General features: G+C 33.3%; 20 protein-coding genes and 1 other RNA gene. 18 read left to right on the forward strand and 3 right to left on the reverse strand.

What is annotated here, in order from left to right; genetic code table 11:
• Positions 1–28: 28 nt before the first annotated feature.
• The 15 genes from gpsB (at position 29) to DS031_RS11160 (ending at position 9,936) form a co-directional block, all read left to right on the forward strand.
• On the forward strand, positions 29–337 hold the full coding sequence (gene gpsB, locus DS031_RS11095) for a cell division regulator GpsB (protein ID WP_113806150.1): 309 nt from the start codon (positions 29–31) through the stop codon (positions 335–337).
• A 68-nt stretch (positions 338–405) separates the two neighbouring features.
• Positions 406–794: RNase P RNA component class B (rnpB, locus tag DS031_RS11100), an RNA gene on the forward strand.
• 115 nt (positions 795–909) lie between these two features.
• A complete protein-coding gene (locus DS031_RS11105) occupies positions 910–2,049 on the forward strand; it encodes a THUMP domain-containing class I SAM-dependent RNA methyltransferase (RefSeq protein ID WP_113806151.1) in 1,140 nt (379 codons plus the stop codon).
• A gap of 115 nt (positions 2,050–2,164) precedes the next feature.
• The gene (locus DS031_RS11110; RefSeq protein WP_181833116.1) at positions 2,165–3,070 is read left to right on the forward strand and encodes a tyrosine-type recombinase/integrase; all 906 of its coding nucleotides are present in this window, start codon (positions 2,165–2,167) and stop codon (positions 3,068–3,070) included.
• 264 nt (positions 3,071–3,334) lie between these two features.
• The gene (locus tag DS031_RS11115; protein WP_113806153.1) at positions 3,335–3,991 is read left to right on the forward strand and encodes a helix-turn-helix domain-containing protein; all 657 of its coding nucleotides are present in this window, start codon (positions 3,335–3,337) and stop codon (positions 3,989–3,991) included.
• Positions 3,988–4,155 (forward strand): hypothetical protein, encoded by a 168-nt coding sequence (locus tag DS031_RS23660; protein ID WP_181833117.1) that lies wholly within the window; start codon positions 3,988–3,990, stop codon positions 4,153–4,155. The genes DS031_RS11115 and DS031_RS23660 overlap by 4 nt, the downstream gene beginning before the upstream one ends.
• A 307-nt stretch (positions 4,156–4,462) precedes the next feature.
• Positions 4,463–4,951 carry a hypothetical protein gene (locus DS031_RS11120; protein WP_113806154.1) on the forward strand — a complete coding sequence of 163 codons (489 nt, stop codon included), beginning with the start codon at positions 4,463–4,465 and terminating at the stop codon, positions 4,949–4,951.
• A gap of 170 nt (positions 4,952–5,121) precedes the next feature.
• Positions 5,122–6,192 (forward strand): hypothetical protein, encoded by a 1,071-nt coding sequence (locus tag DS031_RS11125; RefSeq protein WP_113806155.1) that lies wholly within the window; start codon positions 5,122–5,124, stop codon positions 6,190–6,192.
• Positions 6,193–6,257: 65 nt separating this feature from the next.
• Positions 6,258–6,464 (forward strand): hypothetical protein, encoded by a 207-nt coding sequence (locus DS031_RS11130; RefSeq protein WP_113806156.1) that lies wholly within the window; start codon positions 6,258–6,260, stop codon positions 6,462–6,464.
• A 165-nt stretch (positions 6,465–6,629) separates the two neighbouring features.
• Positions 6,630–7,025 (forward strand): HNH endonuclease signature motif containing protein, encoded by a 396-nt coding sequence (locus DS031_RS11135; RefSeq protein ID WP_113806157.1) that lies wholly within the window; start codon positions 6,630–6,632, stop codon positions 7,023–7,025.
• Between the two features lie 134 nt (positions 7,026–7,159).
• A complete protein-coding gene (locus DS031_RS11140) occupies positions 7,160–7,666 on the forward strand; it encodes a phage terminase small subunit P27 family (RefSeq protein ID WP_113806158.1) in 507 nt (168 codons plus the stop codon).
• Entirely contained in the window at positions 7,663–8,736 is a 1,074-nt protein-coding gene (locus tag DS031_RS11145) for a terminase large subunit (protein ID WP_113806159.1), read from the forward strand. The genes DS031_RS11140 and DS031_RS11145 overlap by 4 nt, the downstream gene beginning before the upstream one ends.
• The gene (locus DS031_RS11150; protein ID WP_245947362.1) at positions 8,708–8,866 is read left to right on the forward strand and encodes a phage holin family protein; all 159 of its coding nucleotides are present in this window, start codon (positions 8,708–8,710) and stop codon (positions 8,864–8,866) included. Before DS031_RS11145 ends, DS031_RS11150 begins: the two co-directional genes overlap by 29 nt.
• 26 nt (positions 8,867–8,892) lie before the next feature.
• On the forward strand, positions 8,893–9,603 hold the full coding sequence (locus tag DS031_RS11155; RefSeq protein ID WP_113806161.1) for an N-acetylmuramoyl-L-alanine amidase family protein: 711 nt from the start codon (positions 8,893–8,895) through the stop codon (positions 9,601–9,603).
• A gap of 105 nt (positions 9,604–9,708) precedes the next feature.
• On the forward strand, positions 9,709–9,936 hold the full coding sequence (locus tag DS031_RS11160; RefSeq protein ID WP_113806162.1) for a hypothetical protein: 228 nt from the start codon (positions 9,709–9,711) through the stop codon (positions 9,934–9,936).
• 71 nt (positions 9,937–10,007) lie between these two features.
• Here DS031_RS11160 and DS031_RS11165 read toward each other — a convergent pair whose 3' ends face one another.
• Together DS031_RS11165 and DS031_RS11170 are read right to left on the reverse strand one after the other, a co-directional pair.
• Positions 10,008–10,241, reverse strand: a complete 234-nt coding sequence (locus DS031_RS11165) for a hypothetical protein (RefSeq protein WP_113806163.1) — start codon at positions 10,239–10,241, stop codon at positions 10,008–10,010.
• Between the two features lie 56 nt (positions 10,242–10,297).
• A complete protein-coding gene (locus tag DS031_RS11170; RefSeq protein WP_113806164.1) occupies positions 10,298–10,507 on the reverse strand; it encodes a helix-turn-helix domain-containing protein in 210 nt (69 codons plus the stop codon).
• 351 nt (positions 10,508–10,858) lie between these two features.
• Here DS031_RS11170 and DS031_RS11175 point away from each other — a divergent pair, with 351 nt between their 5' ends.
• From DS031_RS11175 to DS031_RS11185, 3 genes are read left to right on the forward strand one after another with little or no spacing between them, the layout of a single operon-like run.
• A complete protein-coding gene (locus DS031_RS11175; protein WP_113806165.1) occupies positions 10,859–11,182 on the forward strand; it encodes a hypothetical protein in 324 nt (107 codons plus the stop codon).
• Positions 11,179–12,372 (forward strand): FtsK/SpoIIIE domain-containing protein, encoded by a 1,194-nt coding sequence (locus DS031_RS11180; RefSeq protein WP_181833118.1) that lies wholly within the window; start codon positions 11,179–11,181, stop codon positions 12,370–12,372. The genes DS031_RS11175 and DS031_RS11180 overlap by 4 nt, the downstream gene beginning before the upstream one ends.
• Positions 12,372–13,121: a replication-relaxation family protein gene (locus tag DS031_RS11185; RefSeq protein WP_113806167.1), complete on the forward strand. Its 750-nt coding sequence runs from the start codon at positions 12,372–12,374 to the stop codon at positions 13,119–13,121. The genes DS031_RS11180 and DS031_RS11185 overlap by 1 nt, the downstream gene beginning before the upstream one ends.
• A 16-nt stretch (positions 13,122–13,137) precedes the next feature.
• Here DS031_RS11185 and DS031_RS11190 read toward each other — a convergent pair whose 3' ends face one another.
• Positions 13,138–13,368, reverse strand: a complete 231-nt coding sequence (locus DS031_RS11190; RefSeq protein ID WP_113806168.1) for a helix-turn-helix domain-containing protein — start codon at positions 13,366–13,368, stop codon at positions 13,138–13,140.
• Between the last annotated feature and the right edge of the window lie 76 nt (positions 13,369–13,444).

The raw sequence follows: 13,444 nt of genomic DNA on the forward strand, positions 1-13,444 counted from the left end.
TTATTGTTTGGATGTTGAGGTGACAAAAGTGGGAACGGAACATTCGATTCATTTATCGGCAAAACAAATACTAGAAAAAGATTTTAAGACGGGATTACGCGGTTATCAGCAAGATGAGGTTGATAAATTTTTGGATCTTGTTATTAAAGACTATGAGGCTTTTCAAAAACAAGTTGAGCAGCTGCAAAATGAAAATGCTCATCTTAAGAAAGAACTAGAAAAAGCTGCTGAACAACCAAAACGCTCACAATCTACATTAGGAAATACAAACTATGATATTTTAAAACGGTTATCTAATCTTGAAAAACATGTATTTGGCAGTAAATTATATGAGTAAGATGAGCTGATCTTGCATTTTGAAAGCAGTTGTTATATAATGATCTTTGCGCATTAATAAGGCTAATAACGTTCGGGTAATCGCTGCATTCATTTGAATGTAGAGGAAAGTCCATGCTCGCACGGTCTGAAATGTCCGTAGTGTTCGTGCCTAGCGAAGTCATAAGCTAGGGTATTCTGGTTTCGACTGGGTTAACGGCAGGGAAAGCACCTAAGTCTTTTGATATGGTGTGAATATCTTGAAAGTGCCACAGTGACGTAGTTCTTTCGGAAACGAAAGAAGTGGAACGAGGTAAACCCCACGAGCGAGAAACCCAAATAATGGTAGGGGAGTCTTCTCAAAGGAATTAAACGGAGAGAAGGCCGGATACTCATGTATCTGGAGATAGATGATTGCCGCCTGAGTACGAGGTGAACAGCCGTTAGCAGTACGAAGGGACAAAACATGGCTTACAGGACGTTATTAGCATACTTACAATGTAAGCCCGCTTTTAGGGCTTTTTTTATTTGGTTTTGTTACAACATAATGAAAAAGATCGTAAAAATAAATATAAATACTGGGAGTCGTTACATATGAGTAAATTTACACTAATTGCAACAGCAGCAATGGGAATGGAAGCGCTTGTCGCAAAAGAAGTGCGTAATTTAGGCTATGAAGACGTCACGGTTGAAAACGGGAAAATTACTTATAAAACAGATGCGTCGGGGATTTGTCGTTCAAACCTTTGGCTCCGAACAGCAGATCGGGTAAAACTTAAAGTAGGCGAATTTAAAGCAACTACTTTTGATGAACTGTTTGAAGCAACAAAAGCACTGCCTTGGGGTGAGATTTTACCTTTAAATGCTGAATTTCCTGTGATTGGAAAATCAGTTAAATCTAAATTATTCAGTGTGTCTGATTGCCAAGCGATTGTAAAAAAAGCGGTTGTAGAAAGTATGAAAGAAACATACGGTATTTCTTGGTTTGATGAAGATGGTCCTCTTTATCGTATTGAAATTGCGATTACAAAAGATGTTGCAACATTAACAATTGATACGAGCGGTACAGGTCTTCATAAACGCGGATATCGTTATTTACACAGCGCAGCACCATTAAAGGAAACAATGGCAGCAGCAATCATTATGCTGACAAATTGGCATCCTGACCGTCCTTTTTATGATCCGTTTTGCGGGTCGGGAACACTTCCAATTGAAGCAGCGATGATCGGTCAAAATATTGCCCCGGGTTTTAACCGCAATTTTGCTTCTGAAGAGTGGGGCATTGTTGGAAAGAAATATTGGGAACAAGCGATAACAGAGGCAGATGATCTTGCAAATTATGATCAGCCCCTTACGATTCTTGGAGCGGATATTGATCATAAAATGGTCGAGCTCTCAAAAAACAATGCAATGGAAGCCGGATTTGCTGATTTAATTGATTTTAAACAAATGCAGGTTACTGATTTTCGTACAAAAGATGAATATGGTGTTATTGTCGGCAACCCTCCATATGGAGAGCGCTTAGGGGAAAAAGACGAAGTAGAAGAAATGTATCGTCAGATGGGTAAAACATTTCAATCGTTAGACACATGGTCTGTTTACATGTTAACGTCAAATGAAAATTTTGAACGTTTATACTGTAAAAAAGCAACGAAAAAGCGTAAATTGTATAACGGTGATATTAAAACAGATCTTTATCAATATTGGGGACCAAGACCGCCGAAAGAATCTTGATATACCAAGGGTTTAGGGGAATTTTTATACTGAGTTTTTAACAGTCTAAAAGTATTATCATTGAAAACCACTGTCTTTTTTCTTCTTATTGAAGATGAAAGGGGTGGTTTTTTTGTTGTTGAAATATGCGATAAAGGATTTCATAGACAATGCCAAATACAACAACTTGAGTTTGTTCACAATTGATTCATACGGCATAGTGTTAAAAGAATTTTATCAATTTTGTATTGAAAACGGGGTCACTGATGTAACAAAACTTAATTATTCTCATGTTAAAAATTATCTTATGCACTGCAAGATGGAGAGGAGTAATAAACCTTCCACTATTAATAGTAAGTTGCGAATTACTAAAACTTTTTTTAATTATCTAATTGACATTGAAATTATTGAAAAAAATCCGACTCAGAAAATTAAACGAATCAAAGAAGAAAAAAGAATTGATATTTTAACTGATGCTGAGATAAAGATGGTACTTAAATATTTTGAACGTATTAAAATTCGTGAAAATACAATCATATCTCATCGAAATCGCTTAATTGTGCTTACGTTCTTATCAACTGGAATTAGGAGAGGCGAACTTTGTAATTTACGTTGGAGAGATGTGGATTTTACCCAGCAAACAATAAGTGTATTTGGTAAAAAAAGATCTATGAGGACAATTCCCCTCATTGAAAAACTTCGAAAAGAGCTTGCTGAGTGGAAAATCATTAGTAGAGATCTTTATGGACAAGAAACAGAATTTGTATTCCCGAATCAACAAGGCAAACAGCTTACTATCGATGGAGTAAGTTCGATGTTTAAGAAGGTTAGGAAAAAATTAAATATCCCTAAATTGAATTGTCAAATTTTCCGTCATACGTTTACCTCAAAGGCAGCTCAGCGAGGAATGACAACAGACACTCTGAGGGCTATTCTCGGCCATGAGAGCATCTTGTTAACCCAACATTATATAAATCTGTTTGGGGTGGATTTAAAAGAGCAAAATGAGCGTTTTAACCCGTTAAATGACATTGATATTTAAATGATTTATGTAGGTCGCCTTAGAAAGACAGGAAAACAAGCGTTTGAGGTAGTTCGGAAAAATTTTATCAATAAAAAGGAAAAGCCCGGTGAGCCAACACCGGACAGACTTAAAAAGGCTGCGGCACTAGTCCGCAAATTTATTAAGGTTAATTAAATAATACTTCAACTTTCGAAAAAATTCAAGGTTTCGAAGGCTTGTTAAGTATTGCCTTTTTTAAACGAAGTCTGTTTGCTTTTCCTTCCAGAATAGGAGGGGAAAACAATGTCAAAAAAAGCAATTGTAATTATTGCATCTGAAGAAACGTTTCAAAATTTATCTCCATTCAAATCTATTGATGGATTAAATAAAGATGTTCGAAAGCACAAAGAACTCCATCACAATAAATTCACTAAAAATATGTTTCGTATTCTAGATCATCTTCATCGTTACTCTGCTAAATATACAGGTGTCTCATTTCTTTCCAAAAATAACATTGCTGAAACGTTAGAAATTTCACGTAGAACCGTTATTCGTGCATGTAAAGCATTAGAAGACCTAGGAGTCATTAAACAGTACGAAATGAAGCGAAAAAGCGACATGCAACAAACGGCTAATGCGATTGTAATTCAACCTATTGAAGAGACTGTCACACAAGAATCTACCCAAAACACTGTAAATTGTCACGCCAGTAAAACAACTACATTTTCTTTAAAACAAAAGATTAAAAACATAAATAAACGTAATAATGACGTGCTTGATTTTGATCACACGTACACAAGTGATTCTGTTCCAAGTAATTTCAAAAACATTGTAAAAAAATTCTTTCCACAAGCAAAGAGAATTGAAGAGTATCACCGTATGACTAAAATTGCAGCATATCGATTTAATCAAGAAGATGTGACTGATATTGCTATTCATGTCATGCTTTTAAGCAGATGATTAATAAGCTTAAATCTGGACGTGTAAGCAATCCAATAGCTTATTATTACCGAATTCTTGAGAATAAACTTGAGCAGCAATACTTTGAACAGTTGTACATTGCCGGCTTTCAAGCTGAACAGGACGAGAATTTTCATTTCTTTGCGTATGACTGGACTGGCTAGGAGCATAACCTACCTAACACGTCACCAGACTTACGAGGACTTCCATAGAGTCGTCTTTTGTGTTATTGAAGGCAAAGGCTTGTACCTGAGCTAAATCACGTCATCTAAACAATAAATATCTTCATTTTAGTTTCAAATGACCATGTTAAAAAGAAATAATATAGAAACGTATGTTCTGTTGTGGTACGCTAATATTGTCATACCGAATATATTCCAAATTTGATTTTGCGGTATTTTATAGCGTGGTATCGTTAAGGTCAACAAAGGTCAAACGACCACAGAATTCTGAAAAAAGGGGAAATGAAAAATGACAGTATTTAACGAAATGATTAAAGATGAAGCAATTAAGAAACAGGTATTAATCGAATTCGGATTCGGCAATGTCCAAGTAAAACAAGTTGAAAAGTGGTTGAAAGATACATATCCATCCAAATACGCAGAGCTAAAAAAGAAGGTTAAAAATGGCAATGTTGTTGGTTTCAATCCAAAATCAGTAGAAGTGACTACAAGAGAAGAACGTGATGCTATTCTGGATAAAGTTGAACAAGTGAATCAAGAAAGAGAAATTGTGAGGGTTTATAAAGATGAACTAGAAGATTTTGTTGAAAAGTATGAACTTTTACAAATCGAAAATGACGGCTATTTCAATTTAATTGAGGGATTTTTAATAACGAGAAACTTACGTGATGAATTTATGAAGTATCTGTATGAGGAAAAAGAAAGAGTAGATGCCAGCTTTGAAAGTTGGATAGGAGATATCGATCAACATATCCTTAATTTTGAGTATAACGAATAATACATTTGTGACTCCCATTTAAGGGGAGTCCTCTACGATACAAACCAATAAAAGGAGAGTTTTATTTGAAAGGAGGGATGCAGAGGTATTAAATTAAGAAACTGATATATTTTCCCAAACACCTCATTGTAAGTGAGAGGGGTACTAAAAATTTAAGAAAGGGTGATTGAATGGAAATTGATAAATTAAAAGAAGGTCAAGTATTTAAGAATTATAAAGAGCTTTGCAAAGAATTAGGAGTGGAAATTAAAAATGGAAAAAGCAAAAAATATCAGCTTGTAGAATTGTCTAGATACTGTAATTATCGTAAAGATGGTCATAAATTTAATATTGAAGAAGTATATAAAAACCCATTGCCAAAAGTAGAAAATAAACGTAATGCTAAATACAAAAACCTTATCGAACTACTCGTATTAGATCTCCTTGCACAATGTAACGATAAATCAATAACAATAAGTAGAAGCAAGCTATTAAGGATCATAAATATGACAAATATTTATTATGGATATTGCAGCGAAAATGTACCTGAATTATCAGATTATACAAAAATACGAGAAGCAATTATTTACGATTTCTACAATACAAGCAATAGCAATTTTAAAAGCACCGTAGAAACAGCTTTAAAAGGATTGAGAGATAGAAGTGTTATCATTTACAATACGGTTACAAAAGTATCTAAAGATAACAAAACAGTAAACGAAACAGCAACAGAAGAAGAGTTGGAAATAATACTGGAATGTGAAAATAAAGTTTTAGAAGAACTAGGATTTGAAAAAATATCAGAAGTAAGATGTTCAAGGTATTGGAAGAAATTTAAAAAATCTGTAAAAGAGAAGCTGAATGAAAGAAGCAATATTGATTTTTATTATATCGCTTATGACATTACAATTAGCAAAAAATATATCGATAAGAAATTAAACAACTTGGCTGATTTAGTGCTGGAAGACGCTAAAAGAGAAGAGTACAAAAGTGAACTTAATGCAGATGTTTGTACTAATTTATTAAAAAACGCACAGAAAAGGCACGGAGCAAATAAGGATAATAAAATGAAAATACATAGAGAAAAAAATGATTATGTTGCAAAAATTGATAAATTAATTAACTTACTTGTCAATGACGAAAATAATAAAAGAGTAAACTTAAAAGATGTAAAACTGGAAGCGAGTCCTTTTGAAGATGTAGAAGATAAATTTCTTACAGAGACATTAGATAATGATGTATTTAGAGGCATTTCTTTTTAGATGATATAAAAATGGCACCTAAAATACCTATAGTAATAGTTGTCGATGAAGGGAGAGTGAAGAAAATGTATCTATATTTGTATGTAGGAAATGAAAAGGTAGGAGTAATTAATCAAGATTATTTATTAAAAGAAGATGCAGAAGGATTTCAATCTGTAGGAGTTGGTAGTGTTATTACATTAAACGACTATCAATATAAAGTTCTTGCGTTAAAACCTGCTGAAAATGAACAGCTAGAAGGAAGAAATTTATTATTAGAACAAATTAAATAATATTAGTGAAAAGTACCTTAACCGGTGCTTTTTATTTTTGTTTAATATATTAGCATATGGTCATTTATTCATAATTAATATTGCAGAGAAACGTCTTCACGTGTAATTAAGTTTGATAAGTAATGTAATTATACATCTCGTCGCAAAAGAAATGAGGTGAGTGTTGTGCCACGTAAAGCATTGAAGAAATGCAATGTGATGTCGTGTCCTGAGTTAACAAGCGATACATACTGCGAGCAGCATAGGGAAGAAAAGGATCTGGAACGTAAGGAGAATCACAGAGAGTATAAGCGTGAGCGTAAGGATAAGAAGGAGCAAGCCTTTTATAATTCATCTGAATGGATTAGGTTAAGGGATTGGAAGAGAAGTAAGTCGCCTTTGTGTGAACATTGTTTGAAGCAAGGTAAGTTAACACCAGTTGATGTAGTCGATCACATTGAGGAAATTAAAGATAATCCATCGAGAAGTCTTGATCCAAGCAATCTTATGAGCTTGTGTCATAGGCATCACAATAAGAAGACTGCAAGAGTTAAAAAGGAAAGAGAACAAAATAAAAAGTAAAAAATTTTTTTTAGGTACGGGGCTATTCAAGAAACTGTTATTACAGCTTTATAGGTCGAAGCGGAAATCAAATTCTTACAAACTTCGGTTTTTAAATCTATTCGGGGTTCCCAACACATCAAATTTAGAAGGGAGTGGTAAACGTGGCAGGGAGAAAAGCTAAACCAGTAAATTTACATCTATTAGAAGGCAATAAAAGTCATCTCACAAAAGAAGAAATTGAAAAACGGCAAAAAGCTGAAGAAAGCTTAACACTTAAATCAGACAATATTAAACCTCCGACTTGGCTTGATTCAGAAGGAAAGAAAACCTTCAGAAAATTGATAAAAGAATTTGAAGAAATTGATTTGCTTGTCAATGTTGATGTGTATATGATTGCTATGTTTTGCGATGCTTATAGTGATTACATAGAATGTACAAAGATTATCCAAGATGAAGGAAAATTGATTGAACATACAAACAAAGCCGGTGAAACAAATAGAATCCCTCACCCACTCCTAACTAAAAAGAGTCATGCATTCAATCAAATGAAAGCAATGGCTTCTGAATTTGGTTTAACACCATCGGCTAGAACTAAATTAATTCAAAATATGCAAGTGGAAGGAGATAACGAAGATAATTCGTTTAGTGGAAGAGTATGACGTTAGCAAAAAGATTACTTTATTACACTCTTGACGTTGTTAATGGGAAAATTGTTGCTTGTAAAAAACATAAACAAGCGTGTCAAAGATTTTTAAATGACTTAGATAAATTACAAAACGATAAAGATTATCCTTATTATTTTGATGGACATGTATTAGAAGATTTTTATGAATGGAGTAAACTCTTTAAGCATACAAAGGGGATTTTAGCAGGACAGAACATTGAATTAACTGATTTCCAGTTGTTTTTGGTGGCTAATATCTTCTGTTGGAAAGATAAGAAGACATTAAACAGGAGATTTCGTTATATATACGTACAGTTGGGCAGGAAAAACGCTAAATCACAGTTATTAGCATTAATTGCTTCTTACGTTGCTTTTTTAAGTGATGAGCAGCAAGAAGTTTATATTGGTGCTACAAATCGTGAACAATCTGAGATCGTTTACAATGAAATCCTCTCTCAAATCAATGGTGTCGATGTATTAAAAGGAAAATATTCTGATTCGTATAAGAAAATTACACATAAACGTAGTGGATCAATCATTCAAGCACTGTCAAAAGAAGCACGAAAAACAGGTGATGGTAAGAATCCTAGCTTGGCTATAATCGATGAATACCATGCCCATCCAACAGATGAAATTTATGAGGTTATGAAATCTGGTATGGTGGCAAGAATGGAACCTTTAATGGTTATTATCACCACAGCAGGATTTGATTTAGCTGCACCTTGTTATAAAGAATATCAATACGTGTCAAAGATACTTGATCCTGAAGATGTCACAGAAAATGATGAATACTTTGCTGTGATTTGTGAGTTAGATAAAGAGGATAATATTAAAGATGAGAACAATTGGATTAAAGCAAATCCAATATTAGCAACCTATGAAGCAGGCATGAAGTCAATTAGAAGTGATTTAAGAATTGCTCTTGAAGTCCCTGAAAAAATGACGGCTTTTATGACAAAAAACATGAATATTTGGGTACAGCACAAGCAAGGTGGATATATGGATTTATCCAAGTGGAATGCCTGTATTTCGGATAATGGCAGTTTATTTTTATATTGGAAATGAAGGATTATCAATTTTGGAAAATTTACACGCACTTAATGTTCCCATTCCGAAAGGTATTGCAAAGTATATTGAACAGTTAAGCAAAGAAGAAGATGTACAAAACTATTCACAGTCAAGTAATGAAAAATAAATAATGAATGAAAGGATTTAAATATTATGAGTGAATTAATTCTTATTGATCCGGGACACGGAGGTAAAGATCCGGGTGGTGGGTCTAATCAATATTGGAAAGAAAAAGATCTTGTATTAAAAATTTCACTTTATCAATACAAACGTTTTAAAGAGTTAGGGTATCCTGTTAAATTAACAAGGGATAAAGACGTTTATTTGTCTCCTGCAGTCAGAACTAGTATTGTGAAAAACAGTGGTGCAAAATATTGCATTAGTAATCATATCAATGCAGGTGGGGGAGATGGTGTCGAAACTATTCATTCAATTTACGCTGATGATAAATTAGCTAAAATGTTGGCTGATGCAATTGTGTCTGAAGGTCAGAACTTGAGACGAGTATTCACACGTACACTTCCGTATAACAGTAAACAAGACTATTATTATATGCATCGTGATACTGGTGCGGTTAATACAACAATAATCGAGTATGGATTCGCAGACAGTAAGAGGGATGATGTTGAACAACTTTTAAAACAATGGGAAAATTATGCGGAAGCTGTTGTTAAGGCGTTTTGTAAACACGTTGGACATCCATACAAGTCTCCTAAAAAAGAAGAGAAGAAAGTAAAAATTCAATCTCAATCAAAAATCGATACAAACCAGATTCTTTACCTTGCACAGATTCTTCATCAAGAAGGAGAAGGAACAGGTAAAGGTAAATGGGCGTTGCAGCAGTTGAAAAAGGAATTGACATAAAAGCAGCCTCACTCGTTTGAGTGGGGCTTTTTATAAATCGTAGAAGGGTTTTTAACATTTATAATGAATATCTTAATATAAAAATTATTTTTGAGGAGGTAAATAATGAAAAAATTATTGGTTTCATTAGGAACTTCGGCGCTTATATCAATTATGATTGCAGGTGTAGCAGGTGCTCATACAGCACCACCATGTAATGATTCAGATGGTGACGGTCTGCCTTCGGGACAGGAATATGCTCAGCATCATATTGTATCAATGGCACATGATGGTATGTTGGGGAATGACGGACATAAACCAGGGGTACATCATGGATTTAGTGTTTGTAATTAATTTATTTTAAGATAGAAAATATTTATTTGATAGGAAGTTAAGCCCTACTCATTCGAGTGGGGCTGTTTGTTTTATTCTTCTTCATCTATGATCCATTTATAAGCAGCGTTAACTTTTGAGGTAATGTAATCATATCTTCCGTTTTGTATATTTTTATCTTCTATTGCTATTTTGATTGATCGAGCAAGAAGATCAACTGCATAATGAAGATTCTCTCTAGGGACATCAGATTCACCAAAGTAAACTTTATCCATTATTTCTTCCAAGATATTTATTAATTCGGTATCTTTTTCTGGTAAATTCATAACTTACACCTCCTAAATAAATGTTACTTAGGTAAGTGGAAAAATATGTTCAATAGTTAAGCCTTACGTTCTTTATCATCCTTTTCATACAAATCATCTACTGTACAATCCAACAATTCAGCAAGTTCAAATAATTTTACAGCAGTTGGATATGATTTTCCAGTTACCCAATTAGATAATTGATTCTGAGAAATTCCCATCATTTCTGCTATATATCTTTTCTTATAACCTCTTTGATCAATTATTTCCCCAATTCTACTTTTCATTTACATCACCTTTATTAATCATTCTCTAATCTTATTAATAGTCCTTTACAAAAAATATTGTGTTATTTATCAAAAAAATATTTGTATAGACAAGCAAATGACGAGCCTATGCTACATAAGTTGAAACAAATGTATCTAATGCAGTAACTAATCGAGTAGCTTTCAATGTATTTACTTATGTTCTGTTACTCAAGTTTTGATTGAAAAAGGAGTGATTTAAAAGGATTTTAAATTCTGTTTAAAGAGAAGCGAGGAGGGAAGTAAGCGAGCGAAGAACAATGCCCAATTTGAAAAATTTTATACCTTAAAAATAAAAAAATTTAAAAAAACTTTTTGGAAGGAATGATTTGAGTGGCTAAAATGCAAGCTATTAGGTTTAATGATTTTATGGATGGAAACTACAAGCAAAAAGAATCTGTTTATGTGAAAAAGAACTTTGATGTGAAGGCTTGTACAGTTTATATAAATCCATTGTTATTTTTAGATCCCGCTATATGTCTAATAGGTGGTGGAATTTTAGCATTAGCCACTTACGAAAAGTATTTGGAAAGAACAGGTAATATTGATATAGTAATCAAAATCCAAAAAGTAACAAGAGTCATCCTTCCTGCAATTGTATGGGGTTATCTTATTTACGCTTTAATCACATTACCGATAATGGGGTGGATCGTGTGAACAAGATAAAGTTACATTTTGCTAAAATGAAGCTACGTGGTACATTGATAAAGGCATTTAAAGACGGAGAGATACAAAAAGAAATTAAAGTAGGTGAAAAGACGCATGTTCAATTCCCGACAATCCATGATGTTCACATTGACCAAGATAAAGAAGCTGTACGGTTTGTATTTACACTTCAAAATGGGATCAATCCTAAGTTAATACATGAACAAGAATGGATTTTTAAACAACATTTTGGAGAAAACATTGAAATAAGTGGGAAATACAAAAAATTTGTTTTGTGGGTTTACTCAAAAGGAATGCCTAAAAAAATCACTTACAAATTTGAAAATGTTGAGCCACACATGAAGGGTAAATATATACCTATTGTTGTTGGTGTAGACAGACGAAATGTATTAAATATATTGGACTTAAAAGAATTGCATCACATCCTTCTGACAGGTTCGACAGGATCAGGTAAATCAAGTTTATTCCGTACAATGCTTGTATCTTTAATACTGCATAAGTCAGCAAAGGATATTCAATTTGTTTTAGGTGATTTAAAACAATCTGAGTTTGGCATATACAGAAACTTGCCACATGTAAAAAGTCTGCATATGAGAAAAGAAACACTTTATATTGAGTTAATTAAAATTGAGCGTGAAATGAAGCGAAGAGGGGAATTACTTGATAAATATGATGTTGAACATGTTTCAGAGCTGAAACAGAAATTGCCTATTATAATGATTATAATCGATGAGATTATTACCCTTACAGATGACCAAAGGATAATGAAGATTCTTACAGACATCTCTTGTCTTGGTCGTAGTGCTTCTATCCATATCATAGGTGCAATGCAGCGTGGAGATGCAAAGAATTTGGGTGGTCAATTTCTAAACAACATGAATTGTCGTATAAGTGGAAAACAAGCAGATGCAACAAATGCAAAGGTTGCAGGATTAAAAACAACGACTGATATTACAGTAGCAGGTAGAATGGCTTTATCAATTAATAATGAGGAAAAGCATGTTCAAGTGCCATTTATGGATAAACAAAAAGCAAAAAGATTGCTTGAACCTTATAAATTGAATGTTATTCAAGAAGATAATCAAGTGTCATGTATGAGTGATGAGAATATTCAAGAATCAACAGGTGTTAAAGAAATTAAACCAATGCCTATATTTGGTCTATTAAAGGGTGATAAATAATGAGAAAACGTGATAAGGCTATTTTAGATGATTTGCAACGTTTTCGAGTAATGTCACGTGATGATATAGCAGCGATTCACTTTACTAATGTGAAAAATCCAGTAACAGCTTGCAATATTGTATTGAAAAGGCTTAGACGTGATGGATATGTTGAAGCGAATACATCACAACAACCATATAATTATTTCCTTTCACCAAATCCAATGAAAAAGAATTCGCAAAAGATACCTCATTTCCTAGCTATTGTTGATGCATATCGTCAACTATGTAAGCATAATAAGCCCGAACAATTTATTGTTGAACCGAAATACGGAAAAGACTATATGGAGCCTGATGCTTTTATGATTTTTAATGATTCGCCTTTCTTTGTTGAGATACAGCGAAATGTTTATTCAAAAAAGGTTATGAAAGAGAAGATACAAAGGTATGAAGCGTATTATTATAGTAATCAATGGCAGTCAGAAGCTTGGCAAACTGTTGATAATAAAGTATTTCCGTACGTACTAATGTTGACTGACACTCGGTATGCTATTGAAAGTGATGAGATAGAGGTGTTTCAGGTGAAGAATATAGATGAGTTGATGTTGACTGTAAATAATAATGAAAATGAGAGTAAAGAGAGAGTAAATGAAACTAAGGTTAATATTAATACCGTAAATAAAAAGCCATCATATTATCAGCGACCAAAACAAACGCCAAAACCACCAATGTATAAGGGTACTAGTGGAATACGTATCAATCTTTCATAAATTTAACCACTTCAAATTACGAAGTGGTCTTTTCTTGGTCAAAATCAATAATTTCTCGGATATCTTCAATTTTAAAAGCTTCTTCAATCTTTTCGATATGACCAAAATCAATTCTTTGACGCTTTCCATTTGCTAATTCACTTAATGCAGCTCTGCGAATTCCTGTTTTTTCAGATAGTTCACTAATTGATTTAATACCATACTTCTCCATTAATTCTTCAATTTTAACTTTAACTTTTTTAGCCACTTTAATTACCTCCTAAAAAATTTTTATTAAAGGGTTTACTGTACGCATAAGAGTACATTATAATATAATCAAATAG

Origin of the sequence: Bacillus taeanensis (genome assembly GCF_003318295.1) — a bacterium.
GTDB lineage: Bacteria > Bacillota > Bacilli > Bacillales > UBA6769 > Maribacillus > Maribacillus taeanensis.